General features: G+C 60.6%; 27 protein-coding genes. 11 read left to right on the top strand and 16 right to left on the bottom strand.

Annotation, left to right across the window (positions count from 1 at the left end):
• Window positions 1-39 precede the first annotated feature (39 nt).
• Together ACRC4F_RS17030 and ACRC4F_RS17025 are read right to left on the bottom strand one after the other, a co-directional pair.
• A complete protein-coding gene (locus tag ACRC4F_RS17030) occupies window positions 40-1350 on the bottom strand; it encodes an ATP-binding protein (protein WP_438660394.1) in 1311 nt (436 codons plus the stop codon).
• A complete protein-coding gene (locus tag ACRC4F_RS17025) occupies window positions 1347-2087 on the bottom strand; it encodes a response regulator (RefSeq protein WP_282382256.1) in 741 nt (246 codons plus the stop codon). The genes ACRC4F_RS17030 and ACRC4F_RS17025 overlap by 4 nt, the downstream gene beginning before the upstream one ends.
• 305 nt (window positions 2088-2392) lie before the next feature.
• Here ACRC4F_RS17025 and ACRC4F_RS17020 point away from each other — a divergent pair, with 305 nt between their 5' ends.
• The 3 genes from ACRC4F_RS17020 (at window position 2393) to ACRC4F_RS17010 (ending at window position 4297) form a co-directional block, all read left to right on the top strand.
• Window positions 2393-2659: a DUF2790 domain-containing protein gene (locus tag ACRC4F_RS17020; protein ID WP_438660393.1), complete on the top strand. Its 267-nt coding sequence runs from the start codon at window positions 2393-2395 to the stop codon at window positions 2657-2659.
• A 39-nt stretch (window positions 2660-2698) separates the two neighbouring features.
• Window positions 2699-2911 (top strand): hypothetical protein, encoded by a 213-nt coding sequence (locus ACRC4F_RS17015; RefSeq protein WP_438660392.1) that lies wholly within the window; start codon window positions 2699-2701, stop codon window positions 2909-2911.
• Between the two features lie 177 nt (window positions 2912-3088).
• Window positions 3089-4297, top strand: a complete 1209-nt coding sequence (locus ACRC4F_RS17010) for a cytochrome c biogenesis protein DipZ (RefSeq protein ID WP_438660391.1) — start codon at window positions 3089-3091, stop codon at window positions 4295-4297.
• Window positions 4298-4306: 9 nt separating this feature from the next.
• Here ACRC4F_RS17010 and ACRC4F_RS17005 read toward each other — a convergent pair whose 3' ends face one another.
• Window positions 4307-5299, bottom strand: coding sequence for an AraC family transcriptional regulator (locus ACRC4F_RS17005; RefSeq protein ID WP_438660390.1), 993 nt, complete (start codon window positions 5297-5299; stop codon window positions 4307-4309).
• A gap of 181 nt (window positions 5300-5480) precedes the next feature.
• Between ACRC4F_RS17005 and ACRC4F_RS17000 the strand changes: the two genes are divergently transcribed.
• Window positions 5481-5750, top strand: coding sequence for a DUF4242 domain-containing protein (locus ACRC4F_RS17000; protein ID WP_094471809.1), 270 nt, complete (start codon window positions 5481-5483; stop codon window positions 5748-5750).
• 37 nt (window positions 5751-5787) lie between these two features.
• Window positions 5788-6600, top strand: a complete 813-nt coding sequence (locus ACRC4F_RS16995; RefSeq protein WP_438660389.1) for a class I SAM-dependent methyltransferase — start codon at window positions 5788-5790, stop codon at window positions 6598-6600.
• Window positions 6601-6736: 136 nt separating this feature from the next.
• Here the strand turns inward: ACRC4F_RS16995 and ACRC4F_RS16990 are convergent, their stop codons facing one another.
• The 4 genes from ACRC4F_RS16990 to pcsA form a co-directional block, all read right to left on the bottom strand.
• The gene (locus ACRC4F_RS16990) at window positions 6737-7663 is read right to left on the bottom strand and encodes a universal stress protein (RefSeq protein WP_438660388.1); all 927 of its coding nucleotides are present in this window, start codon (window positions 7661-7663) and stop codon (window positions 6737-6739) included.
• A gap of 50 nt (window positions 7664-7713) precedes the next feature.
• Window positions 7714-8211, bottom strand: a complete 498-nt coding sequence (locus ACRC4F_RS16985; protein ID WP_438660387.1) for a GNAT family N-acetyltransferase — start codon at window positions 8209-8211, stop codon at window positions 7714-7716.
• A 148-nt stretch (window positions 8212-8359) separates the two neighbouring features.
• Window positions 8360-8746, bottom strand: a complete 387-nt coding sequence (locus ACRC4F_RS16980; protein ID WP_438660386.1) for a DUF488 domain-containing protein — start codon at window positions 8744-8746, stop codon at window positions 8360-8362.
• Window positions 8747-8752: 6 nt separating this feature from the next.
• Window positions 8753-9475, bottom strand: a complete 723-nt coding sequence (pcsA, locus tag ACRC4F_RS16975; RefSeq protein ID WP_094471814.1) for a phosphatidylcholine synthase — start codon at window positions 9473-9475, stop codon at window positions 8753-8755.
• Between the two features lie 396 nt (window positions 9476-9871).
• On the opposite strand from pcsA, the gene ACRC4F_RS16970 reads away from it, so the two are divergent.
• Entirely contained in the window at window positions 9872-10588 is a 717-nt protein-coding gene (locus tag ACRC4F_RS16970) for a tellurite resistance TerB family protein (RefSeq protein WP_438660385.1), read from the top strand.
• Window positions 10589-10715: 127 nt separating this feature from the next.
• Here ACRC4F_RS16970 and ACRC4F_RS16965 read toward each other — a convergent pair whose 3' ends face one another.
• The gene (locus ACRC4F_RS16965) at window positions 10716-11156 is read right to left on the bottom strand and encodes a cupin domain-containing protein (protein ID WP_438660384.1); all 441 of its coding nucleotides are present in this window, start codon (window positions 11154-11156) and stop codon (window positions 10716-10718) included.
• A gap of 191 nt (window positions 11157-11347) precedes the next feature.
• Between ACRC4F_RS16965 and ACRC4F_RS16960 the strand changes: the two genes are divergently transcribed.
• Genes ACRC4F_RS16960 through ligD form a run of 3 tightly spaced genes read left to right on the top strand, consistent with a single transcriptional unit; the run spans window position 11348 to window position 16333 of the window.
• Window positions 11348-12733, top strand: coding sequence for an iron-containing redox enzyme family protein (locus ACRC4F_RS16960; protein ID WP_438660383.1), 1386 nt, complete (start codon window positions 11348-11350; stop codon window positions 12731-12733).
• Between the two features lie 10 nt (window positions 12734-12743).
• Entirely contained in the window at window positions 12744-13736 is a 993-nt protein-coding gene (locus ACRC4F_RS16955; protein ID WP_438660382.1) for a methyltransferase, read from the top strand.
• The gene (gene ligD, locus ACRC4F_RS16950) at window positions 13733-16333 is read left to right on the top strand and encodes a DNA ligase D (protein WP_438660381.1); all 2601 of its coding nucleotides are present in this window, start codon (window positions 13733-13735) and stop codon (window positions 16331-16333) included. Before ACRC4F_RS16955 ends, ligD begins: the two co-directional genes overlap by 4 nt.
• A gap of 53 nt (window positions 16334-16386) precedes the next feature.
• Here the strand turns inward: ligD and ACRC4F_RS16945 are convergent, their stop codons facing one another.
• The 5 genes from ACRC4F_RS16945 to ACRC4F_RS16925 form a co-directional block, all read right to left on the bottom strand.
• On the bottom strand, window positions 16387-17061 hold the full coding sequence (locus ACRC4F_RS16945; RefSeq protein WP_438660380.1) for a DUF3313 domain-containing protein: 675 nt from the start codon (window positions 17059-17061) through the stop codon (window positions 16387-16389).
• A 181-nt stretch (window positions 17062-17242) separates the two neighbouring features.
• On the bottom strand, window positions 17243-17521 hold the full coding sequence (locus ACRC4F_RS16940) for a DUF3303 domain-containing protein (protein WP_438660379.1): 279 nt from the start codon (window positions 17519-17521) through the stop codon (window positions 17243-17245).
• Window positions 17522-17692: 171 nt separating this feature from the next.
• Entirely contained in the window at window positions 17693-18232 is a 540-nt protein-coding gene (locus ACRC4F_RS16935) for an HD domain-containing protein (protein ID WP_438660378.1), read from the bottom strand.
• An 11-nt stretch (window positions 18233-18243) separates the two neighbouring features.
• A complete protein-coding gene (locus ACRC4F_RS16930) occupies window positions 18244-18645 on the bottom strand; it encodes a hypothetical protein (protein WP_438660377.1) in 402 nt (133 codons plus the stop codon).
• A 33-nt stretch (window positions 18646-18678) separates the two neighbouring features.
• Window positions 18679-19248: an RrF2 family transcriptional regulator gene (locus ACRC4F_RS16925; protein ID WP_438660376.1), complete on the bottom strand. Its 570-nt coding sequence runs from the start codon at window positions 19246-19248 to the stop codon at window positions 18679-18681.
• 257 nt (window positions 19249-19505) lie between these two features.
• Between ACRC4F_RS16925 and ACRC4F_RS16920 the strand changes: the two genes are divergently transcribed.
• The gene (locus ACRC4F_RS16920; protein ID WP_438660375.1) at window positions 19506-20711 is read left to right on the top strand and encodes an NAD(P)/FAD-dependent oxidoreductase; all 1206 of its coding nucleotides are present in this window, start codon (window positions 19506-19508) and stop codon (window positions 20709-20711) included.
• 78 nt (window positions 20712-20789) lie between these two features.
• Here ACRC4F_RS16920 and ACRC4F_RS16915 read toward each other — a convergent pair whose 3' ends face one another.
• The 3 genes from ACRC4F_RS16915 to ACRC4F_RS16905 all read right to left on the bottom strand — a co-directional run bounded on the left by ACRC4F_RS16915 (window position 20790) and on the right by ACRC4F_RS16905 (window position 22165).
• Window positions 20790-21218, bottom strand: a complete 429-nt coding sequence (locus tag ACRC4F_RS16915) for a nuclear transport factor 2 family protein (protein ID WP_438660374.1) — start codon at window positions 21216-21218, stop codon at window positions 20790-20792.
• A 146-nt stretch (window positions 21219-21364) separates the two neighbouring features.
• A complete protein-coding gene (grxC, locus tag ACRC4F_RS16910; protein WP_438660373.1) occupies window positions 21365-21616 on the bottom strand; it encodes a glutaredoxin 3 in 252 nt (83 codons plus the stop codon).
• A 30-nt stretch (window positions 21617-21646) separates the two neighbouring features.
• Window positions 21647-22165 carry a carboxymuconolactone decarboxylase family protein gene (locus ACRC4F_RS16905; protein WP_438660372.1) on the bottom strand — a complete coding sequence of 173 codons (519 nt, stop codon included), beginning with the start codon at window positions 22163-22165 and terminating at the stop codon, window positions 21647-21649.
• A gap of 135 nt (window positions 22166-22300) precedes the next feature.
• Between ACRC4F_RS16905 and ACRC4F_RS16900 the strand changes: the two genes are divergently transcribed.
• Entirely contained in the window at window positions 22301-23131 is an 831-nt protein-coding gene (locus ACRC4F_RS16900) for a cupin domain-containing protein (RefSeq protein WP_438660371.1), read from the top strand.
• Window positions 23132-23379: the final 248 nt, after the last annotated feature.

Genomic DNA, 23379 nt, shown 5'->3' with positions numbered 1-23379 from the left:
GCCCGACAATATAAAGGCTTTCCTTCGCCTTGGGTCTGTTTACTGACTGGCCAGTCGTACGGGCAACTTCAGCTCCGCACACAATCCGCCGCCCTCACGATTGCTCAACGTCAACGATCCCCCGAGCGCCAACGCCAATTGCTGCGCAATCGCCAACCCCAGACCGGTGCCGCCGGTGCTGCGGTTGCGCGAATTCTCTACCCGGTAAAACGGTTCCATCACGTGGGCCAGTTCCTCTTCGGCAACGCCCGGTCCGCGATCCATGACCTTGACCGACAGGCTGCCTTTTTTCGCTTCCACCTTCAGTTCAGCGGCCCCGGCGAACTTCAGTGCGTTATCCGTCAGGTTCACCAGGATCCGCCGCAAGGCATGCGGCCGGATGTCGATCACCGCGCCACATTTGCCACTGAGCTGCACGTCCTTGCCCACGTCCTGATAGTCGAACACCAGGCTGTCGAGGAACGAATCCAGGTCGGTGCGGCGGTTTTCTTCGGTGGCGCCGTGCACGCTACGGGCGTAGGCCACGCCTTCACGCACCAGATGCTCCATCTCGCCGAGGTCACTCCACAATTTGTCTTTCTCGATGCAGTCGTCCATGAACTCGGCGCGCAGTTTCATGCGGGTGATCGGGGTTTGCAGGTCGTGGGAAATCGCTGCCAGTAGTTGCATGCGCTCCTTCAGGTACGCGGCGATGCGCGCCTGCATTGAATTGAAGGCGATGGCGGCATGGGCGACCTCGGTCGGGCCGTTTTCGTCCAGGTGCACCGCGTGGGTGTTGGGATCAAGGTTGTCCACGGCCTCGGCGAGGCGGGTGAGGGGGCTGATGGCAATTCTGACGGCCAGCCAGGTGCAGGCGATCATCAGCAACAACTGACCCAGCAATACGATGGGCAACCACGGCGACAACGGTACCATCGCTGGCCGCACGTCGATGGTCACCGGGCTGCCGTCCGCGAGCTTCAGGTGAACCTGAAAGTGTTTCTGCGGGCCCGGAATGTCCGTCACGGTCATCGGATAATCCTTGCCGATGGCGTCTTTGATCGAGGTCATCGCGATGGGCATGTCTTCCATGCGGGTGCCCGGCGAACCTTCATTGAGCAGATAACTGTAATTGCGCCGGTCCAGTTGTTTCAGCCAGCTCATGCGTTCTTCGGCCGGCAAGCGGTCGAGGATCGCGATGGACGTCGAGACGTCGGTTTCCAGGTTGCCGAGCATGGTGTTTTTTGCGCTTTCGTAGCGCTCGTAATACTGCGCGCCGAAGGACAGCGCCTGCGCCAGGATCAGGCAGACCAGGAAGATCAGCGACAACCGTGAGGCGAGGGTGCGAGGCCAACGAAGCGACAGGTTCATGACGGTGCACCGAGCACTTCCACCGGCAGGGAAAACACATAGCCCTCGCTGCGCACGGTTTTGATGTAGGCCGGTTCGCGGGCATCGTCCAGCAAACGCTGGCGCAAGCGGCTCACCAGCAAGTCGATGGAGCGGTCGAACAGATCGGCGTCGCGGCCCTGGGTCAGATTGAGCAACTGATCACGATTGAGCACCCGCTGCGGATGATCGAGGAACACCCGCAGCAATCGATATTCCGCGCCGCTGAGCGCGACCATGGTGCCGTCTTCATCCAGCAGGTGCCGGGCCGAAGTGTCCAGGCGCCAGCGCCCGAACGCCAGAAGGCGACCGCTTTCGGTGACCACCAGGTTCGGCGGCAGCATCCGCGTGCGGCGCAGTACGGCGTTGATTCGGGCGAGCAGTTCACGGGCGGCGAACGGCTTGACCAGGTAATCATCGGCGCCCATTTCCAGGCCGATGATGCGGTCGGTTTCGTCGTTGCGGGCGGTGAGCATCAGCACCGGCGTGGCTTTGTGTTTACCGGCGCGCAACTCGCGGCAGAGCATCAGGCCGTCGTCGCCCGGCATCATGATGTCGAGCACGATCAGGTCCACCGGCGTGGACTCGAGGAAGGCGCGCATCTGGCGTCCGTCGGCGACGACGGTGGTGCGCAGGCCATTCTTCTTGAGGTAGTTGCCTACCAGTTCCCGGATCTCGCGGTCATCGTCCACGATGAGAATGTGATCGACGTGTTCCATGGGGCCAAGCCTCTATCAATGGGGGATGTTGCGCAGTCTATCGAGCCTTGGCCCGCTCGCCCGCAGCCCTTTGTATTGCAGTGTATCTGGCGCAGCGACGGATACACGCGAACGCAAAAATGCGATTTTCCGCAGGGTTTGTATCGCTCTGTATCAGGGGCCGACTTTGATACGTACCGATTTACACGCGGCTGTTTTCGACACAGACGAGATACCTCGCGAGCTTCTAATGGGTTCCATCGAGGCAACCCACACCGCCTCTTCTCAATTGAACGACTACCCATTGAAGCCTTGAGGAATCCACCATGAACACCAAAGCCATCTACGCCGCTTGCCTGTTTGCCGCCCTGAACATCTGCACCTTGTCGGCCCGCGCCGAAGCCACCGATGCCGGCGCGAAAACCTACACCTACGGCACCCACCTGGACATCAAGAAAGTGGTGTCGTTGAAAGAAGACGCCGCACCTGCCTGCGGGATTGTGAATGCCAAGCTGACCTACCTGGATTCCCAGCACAAAACCCAGGTGCTGGATTACCGCAAGTTTGCTGACGGCTGCAACTCGGACAACTGAGTCATTCGATTGCCAATCCTTTTGAACAGGAAGAACACCATGAAAAACGTCACCCGCTTCTTGACCGCTGTTGCCTTCTCCGTCGCCGGCGCGGCGGCCCATGCCAATGCCGCTGTCGAACAGAAAAGCTGCGGCAGCGCGACCTGCTTCCAGCTGACGCCGGTGGCGGAGCAGGGCGGTCATGCCTTCCTGGCACAGGACGGTTCGAGCCATACGCCGCAGGGTCAGCAGCTGGAAAACCAGACGGCCTGAAATCCGAACACTGTTTTGTGAACCCCACAATTCCAGTGTAGGAGCGAGCCTGCTCGCGATGGCGGTGTGTCAGATAACACAGATGTCGACTGACACTCCGCTATCGCCGGCAAGCCGGTCTCGCTCCCACAGGGGATCGGTGGTGTGTCGTCCCTCTCTATTTTCAAGGTGATTACCATGTTTCTCATCGCTTTCCTGGGCGGCATATTGACCGTCCTCAGCCCCTGCATCCTCCCGGTCGTGCCGTTCCTGTTCGCCGGGGTCAAACGCACGCGTTCTTCCATCCTGCTCACCCTCGGCGGCATGGTCCTGACCTTCGCCCTGATCTCAAGCCTGGCCGTGGTCAGCAGCGAATGGGTGGTGCAAGCCAACAACACCGGTCGCCACGTCGCCCTGATCGTGATGGGGTTGTTCGCGCTGTCGCTGATTTCCGCCCGTGTCGGTGACTGGATGGCCCGTCCCTTCGTGGCGCTGGGCAACCGCCTCGACCCCGACACCCGCAAGATGTCCGGCCCGCTGGGTTCGGTCATGATCGGCGTGGCCACCGGGCTGCTCTGGGCCCCGTGTGCCGGACCGATCCTCGGCGTGATCCTCACCGGTGCCATGCTGCAAGGCGCCAACGCACAGACCAGCCTGTTGCTGCTGGCGTACGGCCTGGGTAGCGCGTTGTCGCTGGGTACTTTGATCTTTTTCGGTCGCGGCCTGGTCAATCGCTTGAAAGTGTCTATCCCGGTCACTGGTTGGCTGCGTCGTGGTGCCGGTGTTGCCGTGCTGGCCACCGTGGCGGTGATTTCCACCGGCGCCGACCGGACGCTGCTCGCCGGCACCTCGTCCGAAGGCGTCAGCAGCCTCGAGAAAGGCGTGATGGAAACCGTGCCGAAAGTCGTCGATTACTTCGTCAGCAAGGTCAAGGCCGACCCCATGGACAACGCCCAGGGCGCCATGCCGTCGCTGTCCGGTGCCGTCCAATGGCTCAACTCGCCAGCGCTGAGCAATGACTCGCTCAAAGGCAAAGTGGTGCTGGTGGATTTCTGGACCTACGACTGCATCAACTGCCAGCACACCTTGCCGTACGTGAAGGACTGGGCGAAGAAATACGAGAAGGATGGCCTGGTGGTCGTCGGCGTTCACACCCCTGAATACGGTTACGAACGCATCATCGACAACGTCAAGGATCAGGTGAAAAAGCTCGGCATTACCTACCCGGTGGCCATCGACAACAACTACGCGATCTGGCGCGCCTTCGACAATCAGTACTGGCCCGCTCACTACCTGATCGACGCCAAGGGCCAGGTGCGTTACACCCACTTTGGTGAAGGCGCCTACGAAACCCAGGAGAAAATGATTCAGCAACTGCTGGAGGAGGCCAAGGCACCTTCCGCCTGACCTTGAAGATCAATGGCTCACTGGCATCGCGCCGTGGGCCATTGGTTTTTTCTCCTGATTGCGTCGCCACGCCGCTGGCGGTGCGCCGTACTCTCGACGAAAGGCCCGGCTGAACGCCGTGTCGGTCTGGTAGCCCACCTCTTCGGCAATCCGCCACAACGAACTGTTACTGCTGCGTAACAGGTTAGCCGCCAGCAACATCCGCCATTGCGTCAAATACTGCATCGGCGAACTCCCCACCAACTGCGCAAAGCGCTCCGCCAGCACCGACCTTGACGTGCCGGCGGTCCGCGCCAGTTCATCCAGGGTCCAGGCGTGACAGGGCTTTTTGTGCAGCGCATTCAGGGCGGCGCCGACGATCCGGTCGCCCACACCCGCCAGCCAACCGGTCCGGCCTTCACCGTGCTCGTTCATGTACAGGCGCAGCACTTCGATGAACAACACCTCGGCCAGTTTCGCCAGCACACCTTCGCCCCCAGGCCTGGGCGAGCGCGCTTCGGCCAGCGCGTAACGAACCGAAGATTCCAGCCAGATACCGGCATTCGAGCCGCGCACATTGACCCGCACCACCGCCGGAAGGCCCGTCAGCAACATGCCCGCCAATCGCGTGTCGCACGCCAGATAACCGCACACCAGACGCGTGACCGCGCCACCCCCGCCGTAGCTCAGTTGCCGCGGACGGCGCGCCAGCACCGCGTCCAGGCGTTTGCCGGTGACCGGCGTGAGCCCGGGTTGTGAACTCATGCGATGGGCATCGCCCTGAGGGAACACCACCACATCGCCGGCCGTCAGCCGCAGCGGCGGATCGTTACCCAACTCGACATAGCATTCGCCTTCGGTGATCAAGTGAAAGATCACCACCCGCTCGGCGCCGGGCTCCAGAAACGGTGCCGCGGTGTCGGCGCTGGGCGACTGGTAGCACCAGGGCGCCGTGAACCTGGCATTGATGAAAATCGCGCCGACCAAGTGGACGACGCGCAGGGTTTGGGACAGTGCGTCCATGGTGGTTTCCCCGTGCGGAGGGCTTTTTGATTGTGAGCGCGTCTGCGCCAAACGTGGATTCTCCGGACGATCGGGCAGTGTTGCCCGACGATCGGGCAGGACGCAGGCGAGCAGCGGAGCGATAGTTTGCCTACAGGGCCACTGCCGACCCTGTCATCAATAACAAGAATGAGAGGTTGCCATGCCGAAGTTCGTCATAGAACGCGAGATTCCAGGTGCTGGAACACTGTCAGAAAGGGATTTGAAAGCGGCTTCGCAAAAGTCCTGCCGGGCGTTGCGCGATTTGCCAGAGGTGCAGTGGCTTCAGAGTTATGTCACGGGCGACAAGCTGTACTGCGTGTACATCTCGCCCAGCGAAGCGCTGATTCAGGAGCACGCCAGGCAGAGCGGTTTCCCGGCCAACCGCATTTCCCAGGTCACGAACATCATCGATCCGACCACGGCGGAATAAGCCGGCCCTGCGTTTCAATCCTTACGGAGCAGATTTAATGAGTACACCCCTTGATCTCACTGCCCTGAAAAACCGCCAGATGGCCTCCTGGGCCAGCGGCGACTACGCTGTGATCGGCACCACCCTGCAGATTGTCGGCGAGCAACTGGCCGAAGCCTGCGACTTGCTCTGCGATGAGCGGGTGCTGGACGTGGCGGCCGGCAACGGCAACGCGACGCTGGCCGCCGCGCGCCGTGGCTGCAATGTGACTTCCACCGACTACGTCGCCGCGCTGCTCGAACGCGGCGAAGACCGGGCCCGGGCAGAACGCCTGGAAGTTACCTTTCAGGTGGCCGATGCCGAGGCGCTGCCGTTCGAGGATGCCAGCTTCGATGCCGTGCTCTCGACCTTCGGTGTGATGTTCACGCCGGACCAGGCCAAAGCGGCCTCGGAACTGGCCAGAGTCTGTCGCCCCGGCGGCCGCATCGGTTTGGCCAACTGGACACCTGAAGGTTTTGTCGGTCAGATGTTCAAGACCCTGGGCCGTCATCTGCCGCCACCGGCTGGCGCGCAACCGCCCTCAAACTGGGGAACCGAAGCCTGGTTGCACACGCACTTCGATGAGCGCGACTTCCAGGTCCAGGTGACGAAACGCACCTTCAACTTCCGTTATCGTTCGGCTGCGCACTTCATCGACACGTTCCGCACCTGGTACGGCCCGGTGCACAAGGCCTTCGCGGCGCTGCCTCCCGAGAGTGGCCTGGCCCTGGAAAGCGACCTGACCGGACTGATCAACAAGATGAACAGGGCAGGAGAGACATCGCTGGTGGTGCCGAGTGAGTACCTTGAAGTGGTGATCACCCGACGTTGACCCGGCAGCACACAAAACCCCTGTGGGAGCTAGCCTGCTAGCGATGACGGAGTGCCAATCGACAATGATATTGCCTGACACTCTGCCATCGCTAGCGGGCTAGCTCCCACAGGGATATGTGGTGTGTTCAAGGGCATCACTCGTCCACCCGCTCGGTGTACACCACCCACACGCTGCACGGCATTTTGTACAGCAGGTGCTCCACCGTGCTGCCAATCAACCGGCCCAAACCGCGATGGCCGACCCGGCCCATGACAATCACGTCGACATCATAGGCATCGGCATAACGGGTCAGGACCTTGGCCGGGTTGCCCATGATCATGTGCCGTTGCTCGGGTGCGATGCCGTTGCGTTCGGCCAATTCGTTGAAAGCGTCTTCCTGGAAGTCGAACAGGGTCCTGGCCTTGCCGGAATTGAAAAACGCCGAACCGTTGTCGAAGCCGAATTCGTCGGCGCTGATGGATGAAAGGTCATAGGCGTACACCACGTCCAGCTCGGCGTTACAGGCACTCGCCAGTTTCGCCGCTTCGTGAAGGATCCGGTCGTTGAACGTTTTGTAGTGATCATCGCGATGGAAAGGGTCAACCGCCGCGACGATCTTGCGTGGCAGGGCGTGAACGGCGTGGCTGACGAAATGCAGCGGCACCGGGCATTCGCGCAGCAGATGCACGTCGAGCGGGGTGAACATGAGCCGCGACAACAGCGATTCGTGCTCCAGGGCTTTGATCAGCACGTCCATCGGCTGTTCTTTGAGGTGAATCAGGATTTCTTCCAGGGGTTTTTCGACCCAGGTCACCTCGGTGGTGACGTGGACCCCGATCTTGCGCAAGGGGCGGGCCTGTTCTTCGAGCCAGTTTCGGTGGCGATCGACGTAGCCCAGGCGCATCTGCTCCAGAGCCTTTTCGTTGACCAGGCTCGCGGTGGCCAGGCCTTCCAGGTAATCGAAAGCCACGATGTGCAACGCCGCGTCTTCGGCCTTGGCCAGCGCCGCGGCCCGGTCGAAGGCGGGGCTGTGCTCCATCAGTGGCGAGGCGACCAGCATGAAGCGTGATTGACCCGACATGGCAAACCTCCCGTGGATAAACGAAGAGACATTGGTCATTCAACAGGCATTCAATCTCTTAAGTATTGACCATGATCAAGGTCCCGTCCGGCGGCCCGGTGCAGGCGCAGTTCCATGATGATGGTGCGCTCGGCACCGTGGAACTCATCGCGGATCTTGCGAAATCCCAGTTTGGAGTAAAAGGCTTCTGCGGTGATGGAGGAGGGGACGCGCAAGACTTCGATGTTTGCCTCGGTGGCGATGGACTCGATGGTTGCCATCAACTGCCGGCCGAGGCCCGCTCTTTGTTGTCCGGGGTCGACAAACACGCTGCGCACCACATCGCGATCAAGGCTGGCGGTGGCTACTACGCAGCAATCGATAGTTGCGACAAGGACATGGCGTTGGCTCAACAACGCGCGAACGGATTCGATGGAAAAGCTCTTTTCCACCTGCGCGATGATGTCGGGGGAGTAGTCCAGGGCGTTGGACTGGTGCAGCGACCGGATGATGACCTGGCTGATGGCGGGCGCGTCGGCTGGGGTGGCGGCCCTTATTTGCGGTTTCATAGTGGTATCTCAATCCTTTGAACAACCAATTTCCCCTGTGGGAGCGAGCCTGCTCGCGATGGCTGAGTGTCAGTCGACATCTACATCGGCTGGAAAGCAGTCATCGTCGGAACGCCGCCCGGAGCAGGCTCGCTCCCACAGGGAATGATCATGTAATTCGGGCGCCGCGTGCTTCAAGAAGTTCCCGCAACACAGAACGATGGCAATGCGCCTCTTCCTCGCAATAACACCCCACCGCCAGCGAGGTTTGATGGGACAGGGCAGCCAGCAGATCCAGCAACTGATTGGGCGCGGGATGGTTCATTTCGGCCTTGAACTTGCGCCTGAACGCCTCCCAGGCCTTCTCATCCTCGGCCGCTTTGGCTTCTGCAACCAACTCGGCGCTGGGCGACAGTAACGGCTGCCACACATCATAAAAATCCCGGCTGGCAAATTCGGCCTTCGGTACACCCCGAGGCGGGCGGCGTACCGTGCCGATCCGCAGCCCTTCATCGGGCGAACGGGGTGAGCCAAGTCTTACGATATGGATGGCCATGCCGCGTTACTTGTGACGCGATCCGTCAAACCACTCCATGGCGGTGCGCCAGATGCAAATGCCCAGGAAGTAAGCCGACATTAGCAGCCAAAGCCCCATGACCATCGGGTTGATGACCGGGTGGTTGACCACCAGCGACAAGCTGCACAGCAACCAGATGGCGGTCACGGCGATATTGATCGGCATGAACTTGCGCACGCGGAACGGGTGCAGGAACTTCATGCGCGTCACGGTCAACAAGGCCAGGCCAATGACGGTCAGGAAGGTGATCCACGGCGACGGGGCGATGATGTACAGGCACAGGGCAACCACGTTCCACGCGGCGGGGAAGCCCTGGAAATAGTTGTCTTTACTTTTCATGTTGACGTTGCAGAAGCAGAACAGCGACGAGACCAGAATCAGCGACACGGTCAGCAGCAGCGTGTAGTCCGGCAACGGGATGTAGCGATAGATGAACAGCGCGGGGATGAACACATACGTCAGGTAGTCGATCACCAGGTCGAGGATCGACCCATCGAAACTCGGCAGCACCGACTGCACATTGACCTTGCGCGCCAAGGCACCGTCCAGCCCGTCGACGATCAGGGCCACGCCCAGCCACAGCAGGCAGTTGGTGGCCTGGTTTTCCAGCAGGGCGAGGGTGGCGAGGAAGGCAGTGACCACGCCGGTGGCGGTAAAACCATGGGCGCCCCATGCTTTGAGCCTGGCGATGTGTAGGGTGGATATCACGGGGGCGTTCTCCAGAAAGTGAAGCAAGCCAGTCATCACCCTTAATATCAAGGGCGGCGGCAAACCGGTTTGGTTGCAGGTATCGACCGAAAATCCGGGAATAAGGTTCACCGTCTGTAAATCTTAGCTGGGCCGGCAAAAAATACTCCGGATAAATCCGCAATGCTGTTCACTTAAATACGTGCATCAGACACACCTGCTTCTGTGGCGAGGGAGCTTGCTCCCGCTGGGCTGCGAAGCGGCCCCAAAATGTGACAAACAATGCCGATTTTTTGTGAGTGCTACGCACTCAAGCGGGAGCAAGCTCCCTCGCCACAGGCCAAACGGTGGTGGCGCATTCAGTGGCGAGGACTATTGTTGCCTGACCGGGTCACTCCCATCGATGAGGACGTCGTCATGAACACCAGCGATTTGCTCGAACAACTTCTGCGCGGCCAGGGCTCCGGGGCGCAACAGGGTGGCGCCTCCGCCCAGGGCGGCATCGGCGGCGGTCTTGGTGGATTGCTCGGTGGCCTGTTAGGAAGTGGTGGTTCAGCCATGGGCGGTGGCGGACTGGGTGGTTTGCTCGGTGGGCTGCTGGGTGGCGGTTCACCCATGGGCGGTGCAACCCGCACCCGCTCGGGTGGCGGCACCAACTACGCGGCCCTGGCGTCCCTCGGGATGATGGCATTCCAGGCGTATCAAGCGTGGCAACGCAGTCAGGCGGCTGCACCGCAAGAGGCACCGCGCACGGTCGATTTGTTGTCTGGCCCGGAAGTGGAGGACCACAGTCATGCGATCCTGCGGGCCTTGATCGCGGCGGCCAAGGCTGATGGCCGGATCGATGACGCCGAGAAGCAGATGATCAGCACCGAAATCGGCCGCCACACCGATGACCCGCAATTGCAGCAATGGCTGGACGACGAAGTTGCCCGGCCACTGGATGCTGCCGATGTGGCACAGTCGGCGACGGATCCCGGCATGGCGTCAGAGATGTACCTTGCCAGCGTGATGCTGGTGGATGATCAGCAGGATGCCGAGCGCAATTATCTGGATGAACTGGCTGCGGCGCTGCAGATTGATCCGGACTTGCAAGTGCATCTGGAGCAACAGGCCAAGGGTGGCGTGGCTTAGGGTGTGTCCGCAAGAATCGGGTTGTCTTTCAGGCCGCCTTCGCTAGCAGGCTAGCTCCCACAGTGGATTTGCGGTGTGTGCACGATCCCTGTGGGAGCTAGCCTGCTAGCGATGAACGATAACGCGGTCAAACTGCCGGTTTGGGCACCAGGAAAATAACCCCATGCGCCTCGGCAATCTCCAGTATCCGCGGTAAATCCTCCGGCACCCTTAATTGATCCACCGCCGCAAAAAACTGCCCGCCACGCGGGTCGGACACCACGCCAATCATTTTCGCGGTAGGGCTGATGTTCTTGTAGGCATGGATGGAGCCACCGGGAATATGCACGTAACCCCCGGCCGAGACGGTAGTGGACTTGCCCGCCACGGTCACTTCGACCTGGCCGTCAACTACGTAAAACGCCTCGTCCCACGGATGAAAGTGCGGTGGCGGCCCGCCGCCTTGCACGCCTTCCTGAATATGCATTTCAAAGGGCTTGCTCAGGTCGCCGCCCGCGAGGATCGTGATCGCCTCGCCGACGACGTTCACCGGTACCGGCGATTGCTCGATGACGTGCACCGTTCGCATGATTGCTCCCGAAGATGAGTCAACACCCGCTGAGTATATGCCTGGCGCGCCAGCGGGAGGTCTCTCGGCAAGCCCGTCCGTCAGGGCAAATTCAACGCCGATTGAATTTTTATCCAGGCAAATCGCTCTGCTGATGTAGAGACGTGTTGATTCAGCGTCCTGCCACTGGCCTCAGACCGAGAGATGCGCCCATGACTGCCCTGACACGCCTTGAATCGCGGACAGCCGCCGAACACCCGATCCCGGCCGCCGGGAGCCTGAAACAGGCCTATGAGCAACTGCTGCTGGGCGACGACCCCGAGCAACGCCGCGCACTTGCCCGAAGCTTTCTCCAGGCGCAGCTCGAACACGCCACCGACCTGCCTCAGGAGATGCCGAACGACCTGTCGGCCTTGCAATTGTTCGTCGAACAGCACAGCGTCGACGTCGCCCGCCAATACGCCGATTACCTGCAAAACCGCAAGGACGGCGGGCCGCGACTCTTTTTCAGCAACAAGGCGCACGCACTGTTTTTCCTGCAAGCCGTTGCCCCGACCAAACTGGTCGATGGCGCGTGGTTGTATGGCCTGTTGCGTCACTGGCGCGACCCACGTTTCGAAGGGCTCATTTGCACTTATCTTGAGGAACTGGGCGACGGCAACCCGGCGCAGAACCATGTGGTGATCTACCGCAAACTGCTCGCCGAACATGGCTTGCAAGACCCCGGCGTGATCGCGGACGAGCATTACCTGCAAGGCGCGATACAACTGGCGCTGGGCGAATCCGCCGATGAGTTTCTGCCCGAGGTGATCGGCTACAACCTCGGCTACGAACAGCTGCCGCTGCATTTGCTGATCAGCGCCTATGAGCTCAGCGAACTGGGTATCGATCCGTACTACTTCACGCTGCATGTGACCATCGACAATGCCAGCACCGGCCACGCGCAAAAAGCCGTGCAGTCGGTACTGCAACTGCTGCCGCTGGAAGGTGATCGCGAAGACTTTCTGCGCCGCGTTGCGCTGGGTTATCGGCTCAACGATCTGGGGCAGGGCAGCCGCGCGATCATCGAATCGTTCGACCTCGACGCCGAATTGCTCAGCATGCTTGAGCGCAAGCGCCCGTTCGGCCAGCACATGCATTCCGATTACTGCCGTTTCGAAGGCAAGACCGTCAACCAATGGCTGTCGGCGCCGGAGCAGTTGCCTGGTTTCCTCACGGCCATGGAAAACAAAGGCTGGATCAAACGTCAGCAGGATCCTCAAGCCAGCCGGTTCTGGCAGTTGATCGAAGGGGATGGCGCCGCCATGTTCGGCGTGTTCAGCCCCTATGAAAAACAACTGTTGCACGACTGGATCGCGGGCGACTGGACGCCTGAGCGCTCAGCTCCTGCGGTTCGACGGGGCACGAGTGTCGCGACACAACCGCCGGTCTCCGACAACGACCCGGACATCCAGAGCCTGCAAACCGCGCTGGAAGGGCTTGCCGCGCACGAACAGATGCCGGTGTTGATCCCGTGGCTCTCGGCCCATCGGCATTCCCATCCAGCCGGCCTGATGGCCACGCGACGTTTTATCGAACTCAAATCCAGCCTGCGATAAGGAGCACTGCATGAATCAGGAAGAGCAACTGGACGCTGCCGATCTGGCGCTGGTCCAACTGGGGCGCCGCTTGCAGGCTGATGGCTATCGATTCATCACCCCGACGCCGCTCACTCATCAGCGGGTCAATGACCGCGCCTTCGGGCAGAACGCCCGGACCCTGCGCGATGTGTTCGGCTGGTCGCGCTCATTCGAACCGGGCCTGTTATCGGCGGACGAGCAGCGGCAGTTGCAACAGGCGGGCATCCTTCAGGAGAGCAACGGCCGACTGAAAAGCCGTGTGCGCTGGTCCAGCCTGGATGATTTGCTGTTCGTGCACTCGGGATTTCCCACCGACGCCGCTGACGCGGTGTTCTTCGGCCCGGACACCTACCGTTTCGCCCAACTGATTCATGCCCATCTGCAGCAAAGCTTCGCGCCCATCCGGCGCGCCGTGGACATTGGGTGCGGTGCGGGCGTCGGGGCGATTGTGATTGCCCGCGCACGCCGCGACGCTGAAGTATTGGCCGTCGACATCAACCCGGCGGCGCTGCGCCTCACGGCTGTCAACGCGGCGCTTGCCGAAGTCGTTAACGTTACTGTCGAGGCCAGTGATGTGCTGCAGGACGTCGACGGCAATTTCGACCTGATCGTTGCCAATCCACCCTACATGGCTGACCCCGCCGAGCGCGCTTACCGTCATGGTGGCGGTGCCTTTGGTGCGCAATTGTCGTTGCGCATTGTCGAGCAGGCGTTGTATCGCCTGGCGCCAGGTGGCTCTTTGGTGTTGTACACCGGGGTGGCAATGATTGATGGACAGGATCCGTTTCTTGAAGCGCTGACCCCGCGTCTGGAGTCGTCGATGTTCAGCTGGACCTACCGCGAGCTCGATCCTGATGTATTCGGTGAAGAACTGCTGACCCCGGGCTATCAACGGGTGGAGCGGATTGCGGTCGTGGCCCTGATCGTTACGCGCACCGGCCCCGGCATCGGGGGAAGCGTTGAGTCGGCAGGTGCGCCATGAACAAGAATCTGGACGATTACAACCGCATGCGCGATTTCTCGGCCACCTCTGAGCCGGCCGCGAAACGATCGAACAAAAAAGCCGCGAAAGACCACGCCTTGCAGTTCTGTATCCAGAAGCATGATGCCTCGCGGCTGCATTATGACTTTCGCCTGGAACTCGATGGCGCACTGAAAAGCTGGGCGGTGCCCAAAGGCCCGTCGCTGGACCCCAAGGTCAAGCGCCTGGCGGTCCACGTTGAAGACCATCCGCTCGACTACGCCACGTTCGAGGGCAGCATTCCCGAAGGGCATTACGGCGCCGGCGACGTGATTGTCTGGGACCGTGGCGTGTGGATTCCGCAGGAAGATCCAGCCAAGGCCTATGCCAAGGGCAAGCTCAAGTTCGAGCTGCAAGGCGAGAAACTCGGCGGCCTGTGGAACCTGGTGCGCACGCACATGCCGGGCAAGCAGGAGCAGTGGTTCCTGATCAAGCATCAGGACAGCGCGGCGAAACCCGAAAGCGATTACGACGTGGTCGTCGCCGAACCGGACAGCGTGCTCAGTGACCGGACCATTGTCCCGAGGAAGGCGAAGGCTGACGCCAAACCAAAACCGGTGAAGAAGCCTGCGCGCAAGGTCACGCCGAAAGAGCAGTCAGCGCAACTTACCGGCGCTCACAAGGCGAAACTGCCCGACCAGCTAAAACCGGAGTTGGCCACGTTGGTGGAAAAAGCCCCGCAGGGCGAGTGGAGTTATGAAATCAAGTTCGACGGTTACCGGATCATGGCTCGCATCGACCATGACGAAGTGAAACTGTTCACCCGCAACGGCCACGACTGGACCCACAAACTGCCGAAACAGGCCCAGGCACTGGCGTCGCTGGGCCTCGAATCCGCCTGGCTTGACGGTGAAATGGTGGTGGCCAACGAGCAGGGCGTGCCGGACTTTCAGGCGCTGCAAAACGCCTTCGAATCCAATCGAAGCGGCAACATCCTTTACTACCTGTTCGACATGCCTTACCTCAATGGCGTGGACCTGCGCGAAGTGCCGGTCGAGGAACGACGCGTTGCGCTGGCGACGGTGCTCAAACCCAATGAAGACCCGCTGCTGCGTTTCTCCGACGCGTTCGGCGAAGAGCCGGACGCTTTGCTCAACAGCGCCTGCCAGATGCAGATGGAAGGGTTGATCGGCAAGCGCCTGGGTTCGCCTTATGTGTCCCGGCGCAGCAACGACTGGATCAAGCTCAAGTGCAAGCATCGGCAGGAATTCGTCGTGGTCGGTTTCACCGATCCCAAAGGTGCGCGCAATGCCTTCGGTGCATTACTGCTGGGGCTGCATGACCGTGACAGCGGCGAGCTTCGCTATGCCGGCAAGGTCGGCACCGGATTCAACGAAACCACGCTCAAGCACATTTACGAACAGCTGAAACCGTTGCAGGCCAAGAAGCCGGCGGTGGTCAACCCTCCGACCGGTTTTGATGCCAAGGGCGTTCATTGGCTCAAGCCCGTTCTGCTCGCCGAAGTCGCGTTCGCCGAGATGACCAAGGACGGCTCGGTACGCCATGCGGTGTTCCATGGCTTGCGCGATGACAAACCCGCCGAAGACATCACCGAGGAGCGTCCGAAAGCCGTGAAAGCCCAGACCAGCAAAAAAGCCGCCGCTGAAAAACCGGCCGCTGCGGCGAAAAAGAAACCGGCCAAGGCAGCGCCCGCACCCTCACAAATCGGCCTCGGCGCAGGCAAGGTGCGCATCACCCACCCGGACCGGGTGATCGACGCCAGCAGCGGCACCACCAAAGTGCAGCTGGCGGAGTATTACGCCAGCGTCGCCGAGTGGATTCTGCCCGAGCTCAAGGACCGGCCAGTGGCGCTGGTGCGTGCGCCGGACGGCATCGCCGGCGAGCTGTTCTTCCAGAAAAACGCCGAGCGCCTGGCCATTCCCGGGATCACCACGCTGGACAAGGACGTCACCGGCCAACCGGTGATGATCATCAACAACGCCGAAGCCCTGATTGGCGCCGTGCAGATGAGCACCGTGGAGCTGCACACCTGGAACGCCACCACCGAGAACCTCGACAAGCCTGACCGCTTCGTCCTCGACCTCGACCCGGATCCTGCGCTGCCGTGGAAAAGCATGGTCGAGGCGACCCAGCTGACCCTGTCAGTGCTCGATGAACTGGGCCTCAAGGCCTTCCTCAAGACCAGCGGCGGCAAGGGCATTCACCTGGTGGTACCGCTGACTCGCAAGCTTGGTTGGGACGAGGTGAAAGATTTCAGTCACGCGATTGTCAGCCACATGGCCAAGTTACTGCCGGAGCGATTTTCTGCGGTGTCGGGGCCTAAAAATCGGGTAGGGCGGATCTTCATCGATTACCTGCGCAATGGTCTGGGTGCCACGACGATTTGCACCTACGCCGCGCGGACCCGCGAAGGGCTGCCGGTGTCGGTACCGATTTTTCGCGAAGAAGTGGCCGAATTGAAAGGCGGGAATCAGTGGAACATTCACAACGTGCAAGAACGGCTGGCAGAAGTGGGCGATGAGCCCTGGGCGGACCTGAAGAAAACCCGCCAGGCGATCACCGCCGACATGCGCCGGCGGGTGGGCATGAAAAAATAACCCCCTTGGTTAGCCGCATCCGTTTGTAGCAGCTGCTACAAGACGAGGTGTCGCTAGCGGATAAACGCCTGCAAATCGCTGGTCAGTTTGTCGATCGCTACCTTGAAGTCTTTGGCGGTGATTTTCTGGCTGGCGTTTTCCAGCGTGCTGCCAAACACCTTGCGCACGACTTTGGCCACGGTCTGGTTGTTGCTCGCGTCTATAAACTCGGCCTCGATGAACAACGTAGTGTCCTGATCCCGATGCCCGCTGGCAGCTGAAACGCCACCGACCACCGCTGCGACAGGCACCACTTCATACCATTTCATGCCTTCATTCTCGGCATTCACCCCGGTGATCGCCGAGCGCATGATCAGTGTTTTCGAACCGGCCGGCGCGGCTTTTGCGCTCGGTACAACCCGGTATTTCTGCCCCAGCACGCCTTTGGCCTTACTGGTCATGTAGCTCTGCAGTTCATCCAGGGTTTGCCGATTGACCCGCTCGTTGGGCTTCGGCGCCGGGTACAGCTCCAGCTTGTTGAACGCGACGGTGTTGTAGGCGTCCGGGTTCCATGAAGGACTCACCCAGCGCATGGCGGTGTCACCGCTGGTGGTGGTGACTTGCTGCAAGTTGTTGTAGTTGGACAGGAAGCCCGAGTACTGGTCTTTTTCGGTGATTTTCGAGGTGCACCCGCCGAGCAACAGGCTGGCAAGTGCAGCGCCGATGAACAGTTTCTGCGACAGGTTCATATACGTTCTACTCCGTGAGGTCAGCGCAGGGTCGGCCCGATCGTCCAGGCGAAAAAAACCTGGCTGAAACCGGATCCTTCGCGATGAGCGTAGGTTCGCCCGCAGAAATTTCCAGTCAGTCATGCACTGTCCGCCGGAAACTCACAGGAGGCGACGAGCAGCGCCCGCCGCCCGATGACGGCTACTTGCCGACCGTACCTGCCAACAGCGGCGCCATCTGTTCATCGGTCAGTGCCGCCTGAACTTCCATCTTCATGATGTCGTTCCACTCCAGCACCCACTTCTGAATCTGCACCAGATCATTGGCTTCGGCGACGCCAAAACCGCTCGAACCACCGACGGCATGCCAGCGCCCGAGCATCTGCACGCCGGCCGGTGGGACGGCGCCGGTCTTGAGGAAGCGCTCGATTGCTTTGTTTCGGTTATCCGGATTAATCGACCAGCTGACGATGAATAACATTTGCCACCTCCTGCTACGGATTGGCACCTGTTTGTCTGCGCGCACCGGGTAGGCGCCGGGGCCACGGTGACGCTGTGTCTCCCCTGTGAAGGCATAGCAGCGCCGGGCCGTCTGCGTACGACCGCTGATCCTCTTTAATGGCTTTTTTTCAAGGCTTGGGTGACGGCTGTTTCACCAGCGAAACATGGGCAACGGCTTGAGCGGGGAGCGCAGGAATTGCCGCGCGGTCTGCCGGAGCAGCATCCCGTGAAAGCCATGATTGGGCAGCGCCGATTTCACCGTTTTGATGTACGCCCGTGGCAGGCCGAACGTCAGCAGGCCGAGGGACACATCAATGACATCGGCGCGCCGGAAGGGCTCGACGCTGAGCGCATGGTCGGCGCCATAGGACCGCACTTTGTGGTGTTCCAGAATCAGCGCCGTCACTTCGCCGGTCAAGTGCGACAGTTGCCGCTTGGCGAGGTAGTCGGTGGCCAGGCGAACCGAGGGTTCCAGGTAATCGATGGTCTGGTCGGTCCAGATGCCCAGGTCATGAAACGCTCCCGCGATCTGCACCGCTTCGGAGGGCAGGCCTTCAATGCCGCTGATCGCGCGGTAGAAGTTCAGCACCCGATAGATGTGATTGCGATAACCCGGCAAATCCGTGCCGATCGCCAGCGCATAAGACGTCAGTATTTCGTCGGTGACGGGGAATTCCAGAAGGGGGTTCATCGGTGCAGACCTCAGGCGTCGCGCAACAGGTCATTGGCGTTGAGGATCTCGAAGGCGATCTCCGGGCGCTTCTCCAGGCTGCGGCGAATCGCGGCCGGGATCGACTGGCGGGTCTTGCGGCACAGACCGGGCAATTCGCCGAGGGTGATGCCGATGCCGCGCATGGTGCGTACTTCGTTAAAGCTGGGGACGATGTCCACGCGGATGCCCAATTGTTCGTACATGCGGTGTTGCAAGCGTTCGAGGTCAGCCAGGCTTTGCAGGTTTTCCAGACGATCGAGCAGACGCTTTTCTTCCTGCCGGGTCAGAAACAGGATGCGCACATCCGCGCCCGGTGTTTCCAGCAACGGGTCTCGCCCGCAGATGCAGGCGCCGGGCGGGCAGGGTGAGCGGATCGGGGTCGAGGTCGTCATGGGCCTTAATCATAGAGCGGCCGGGACAAATCGTCAGTCGGAAATATCGGTCACCGGGATGATCTGTTCGCCATCGTGCTGAGTGCCGGTCGCGGTTTTCTTTTCCCGACGATCATTGATCCAGTTGTCCACCTGGGCGCCGAACTCGGCCGGGGCTTTGCGCCCGACCCTGCGGGCAAGGTCAAGAATGGTCTGCTGGGCGAGGGCGTCTTCCATACGCTGCTGCGCCGTCATCATGACCGCGTGCACCGAGCAATGACCTTCCACGGCCCACGTCGGCGGGGAACCGTCAAACAGCGCACAACGCCCACGGATATCACGGCAATCGAAGATCAGCTTCTGGCCGTCGATGGCGTTGACGATGTCCAGCACGCTGATTTCATCCGCCGGTCGCGCCAGCTTGAACCCGCCGCGCACGCCCTCGGTCGCCACCACCAGTCTGGCCTTGGCCAGCTTGGTGAAGATTTTCGCCAGGTAATCCAGGGGCACGCCTTGCAGTTCAGCGAGGTCGCGCACGCTCGCCTCACGGCTGTCGCCGTAATCGCCTACCAGAAAGAGCAGGCAGTGAATGCCGTACTCAACGCCCGCGCTGTAAAGAGACATGGTTATCTCCGACTGAATGAGTCGCCAATGTTACCAGCCGATGATCAGGGGTGCAACGAGCCGTCGGCGTTGCCTTGATCGTCTATAGATCCTGTGCTGCGTATAGATAGAAGCTTGTGGCTGGATTCTCGAAGCATTGGTGTGGGTGATGATAACCATCGATAAAAGGTCGTTGCTTCTCATAACTCGGATCACTATAGTCGCCGTTGTCAGCTCGGCAACGAGTTCAGTCTTTGGTCTTCTTCGGAGTTAAAACAATGAAACAGCACATTCTGGTAATCGGCGCGGGTTTCGGCGGCATGTGGACGGCATTGAGCGCCACGCGCCTGTTGGACCTCCATGATCACAACCACGTAGAAGTCACGGTTCTGGCGCCACAGGCCGAGCTGCGCGTACGTCCGCGTTTCTACGAACCGAATGCTCATCAACTCGCTGCACCCCTCGGCGACTTGTTCGATGCGGTCGGTGTGAAGTTCATCAAGGGCGCCGCAGAAACCATCGACGTGCAACAAAAACGCGTCGGCTACACCGATGCGTCAGGTGCCAAACAGGTGTGCAGCTACGACAAACTCGTTCTGGCCACCGGCAGCGGTCTGGCGTTGCCCAACACGCCGGGCGTGGCCGCGCACGCCTTCGACGTCGACCAGATTGAACAGGCCGTACGCCTGGAAAATCATCTGAAATCCCTGGCTGACCTGCCAGACAGCAAAGCCCGCAACACAGTAGTGGTGGCCGGTGGTGGTTTCACCGGGATTGAAACGGCGACCGAAATGCCGGCGCGCCTGCGGGCCATCCTCGGTGAAGACGCCGACGTCGAAGTGATCATCGTTGATCGCGGTGAAAAAGTCGGCGCGTCCATGGGCAGTGAAATCGCCCACTCGATCGCCGAAGCCAGCACTGAGCTGGGCGTGCAATGGCGCTTGAAGTCGTCGGTCGTTGCCGTCGATGAAAACGGTGTGACCCTGGCCGATGGCCAACGCATCGACGCCAAGACCGTGGTCTGGACCACCGGGGTACGGGCCAGCTCGCTGACCGAGCAGATCCCGGCCGAACGCGATCACCTCGGCCGCCTGCACGTTGATGCGCATCTGCAAGTCATCGGTCAGGACGATATTTTTGCCACCGGCGACGTGGCCTATGCCGCCACGGATGACATCGGCAACTACGCCCTGATGACCTGCCAGCACGCGATCTCGCTGGGACGTCACGCCGGCAACAACGTGGCTGCGCAAATTCTGGGTGTGGATCCGAAGGCGTACAGCCAGCCCAAGTACGTTACCTGCCTGGATCTGGGGGCGTGGGGCGCGGTGTACACCGAGGGCTGGGATCGCCAGGTGAAACTGGTCAAGGAAGAAGGCAAGTCGCTCAAGACCCAGATCAACACGGTGTGGATCTACCCGCCGGCGGCCGACCGTGCAACAGCGCTGGCGGCAGCGGATCCGATGATCCCGGTTGTGGCCTAAGAGGTTGGCAGAGGTGTCTCGATGACACGGCCTGCCTGAAAAATCCCGCTCAAGTGACCTTGGGCGGGATTTTTTTATTCAGATGCGGAAGGCTTGTCGGCCTACCAGCAACCATTTGCCAGACTTCTTTTGCCAGATCTGAAAGTTCTCGATTTCAGTCGGGACGACCTCGGTGCCCTTGATCGCCTGTGCCGAGAAGTGGTGCCGAACCAACGCCACGTCACCTGAGACGGTGATGGTCTGGTTCTGCATTTCCAGGGTTTTGAAGGCGCTCTTGCCCGTTTCGATATCGGCGATGAAGTCTTTCTTGTCCTGGACCTTACCGCTGGAGTGCCCGTAAGTCAGGTTCTCAGCGGTCAACGCTTGCAGCTCGGGGATGTTCTTTTTGAGCATGGCTTGCGTCAGGTGGTCCACCGCGTCCGCAACATCCTTCTCCGTTGCCGGGGCTGCCGCCACGTAGCCACTGAACAGGCACAGAAAACCAATCAGCACTTTCACTTTTTTCATGGGTAGTTCCTTGTTGTTATGAATGACTCGTCGGTCATCGTACAACCTTGCGGAAATTAAATGAAGAGTGGCAAAACGACGAGGCAAGACTTCTATGGCTGATAGAAGTCTTGCCGGGTAAAGGGAAGGGCGCTTTGATTGCAGCCTCAGGCCAGCATCGACATCAAGGCACCCTGGCGGTCCAGTTTGGCCAGGTCGTCGAAGCCTCCGACGTGAGTGTCACCGATGAAAATCTGCGGCACGCTGCGGCGACCGCTGCGGGTGAGCATCTCCTGGAATTTGCCAGGGTCCGACTGCACGTTTATTTCCCGGGTGGCGATCCCTTTGCTGGCCAGCAACGCCTTGGCATTGCGGCAGTAGGGGCAAGTGTCAGTGGTGTAAAGCGTCACAGTGTTCATGGTGTTTACTCCTCTAATTAGAGATCCGCTTCAAGCGTCGATCGCAGGGAAGTCGATGTCGGTCAGGGCCAGATTGTTGAGGTAGTTGGTCAGGGTCTGCGAGGCGATGTGGGCGACCACTTCGATGATCTTCGCGTCGGTGATCCCGGCTGCACGCGCCGCTTCAATCTGCTCGTTGCTCAAATGGCCGCGACTTTCAGTAATTTGCTGAGCCAGCGTGGCAAAGGCATTGAGTTGGCCGTGCCGGGCACTAAGGATGTCTTGTGCGGACAGCCCGGCCTTGCCGGCAAACAACGTGTGCGCCGCCAGGCAGTAGTCGCAGCCGTTGACCTGCGAAGTGGCGAGGAAGATCGCTTCTTTTTCAGTCGCGCTCAGGGACGTTTTGCCCAGGGCCACCGACTGCTGCAGATAGGCAGCCAGTACGGCGGGGGCATGGGCCAGCGTCTTGAAGACGTTGGGCAAGAAGCCGATTTTTTTCTGCACGCCTTCCAGCAGCGGGCGGGTGGTGTCGGTGGCTTGGTCAAGGCTCAGGGTGTTGATGCGGCTCATGGGTGATGCTCCGTAGATTCAAGCGCGGTGTGCGCTGGGTACGGGGTCCATGCTATTGATCAATGCTGGCTTTGAGGGTGCAAATCGTCGAGGATATGCGACAGATCGTCCAGATATGTCGCCGGGAGTCGTTCCATGGATCGCTTATCCACTTTGCTCACGCATTTCGGTGTCAGTGCCGGAACCTTCCACAGTGGAGATTTTTGCGGCGCCACGGCGTTTGATGGTGATCAGGCGACCGGGCACCTGCATTTGCTTCAGGCCGGCGAATTGACGCTCAAACTCGCGGATGGGCGAGACCTGCAGCTTAATGAGCCGACGTTGATTTTCTTTCCGCGGCCTTATCGTCATCAGTTGTTCGCCAGCGAAGCGTCGGGCACGCAACTGGTGTGCGCCACCCTGGAATTCGACGGTGGGGCGGGCAATGCCCTGGCGGCCGCGCTGCCTGAATACCTGGTGCTCAAACTCGACAGCATCTCGACCATGGCCGGTACGCTGGACTGGCTCTTCAGCGAGGCCTTTGGCGGCATTTGTGGTCGCGAAGCGATGATGGACCGGCTTTTCGAACTGCTGGTGATTCAGTTGTTGCGGCACATTCTGACCAGCCGCGATCAGACGCCCGGGATGATGGCCGGTCTCGCCGATCCACGGCTGGCGCGCCCCATGAGCCTGATGCACGACTCGCCCGGCAAGGCCTGGACGGTGGCGGAACTGTCGGCGGCGGCCAACATGTCCCGGGCCAGTTTCGCCGACTACTTTCGCTCGGTGGTGGGGCAGACGCCGGTCGATTATCTGGTGAGCTGGCGCATCAGCCTGGCGCAGAAGCGCTTGCGGGAAGGCAAGTCCATCGCCCTGATCGCCGATGAAGTCGGCTACGAAAGCCCCTCGGCGCTGGCCCGAGCGTTCCGGCGCAAAACCGGCACCAGCCCGCGCGAATGGCTGCAGGACGCCAAACGCCCACGATGATGATGCAGGTCGGTTGAACACAATCCCTGTGGGAGCGAGCTGTGGCGAGGGGATTCAGCGAAACGTCGCACCGCCCCGTTGGGTGGCGCAGCCGCCCCAAAATCTTGGGCCTGCTTCGCAGTCCAGCGGGGATAAATCCCCTCGCCACAGCTCACTCCCACAGGGATTGCGCTTAACCAGCGGGCTGTTTGGTGGGCGTGAGATAGACTCATCAACGGGCATTGAACCCTGGGAGTGACACCTGTGGC

It is taken from the genome of Pseudomonas sp., from assembly GCF_051660785.1.
In the GTDB taxonomy this organism is placed as follows: domain Bacteria; phylum Pseudomonadota; class Gammaproteobacteria; order Pseudomonadales; family Pseudomonadaceae; genus Aquipseudomonas.
The sequence above is the reverse complement of the archived record's forward strand: the minus strand, read 5'-3'. Positions and strand labels throughout refer to the sequence as shown.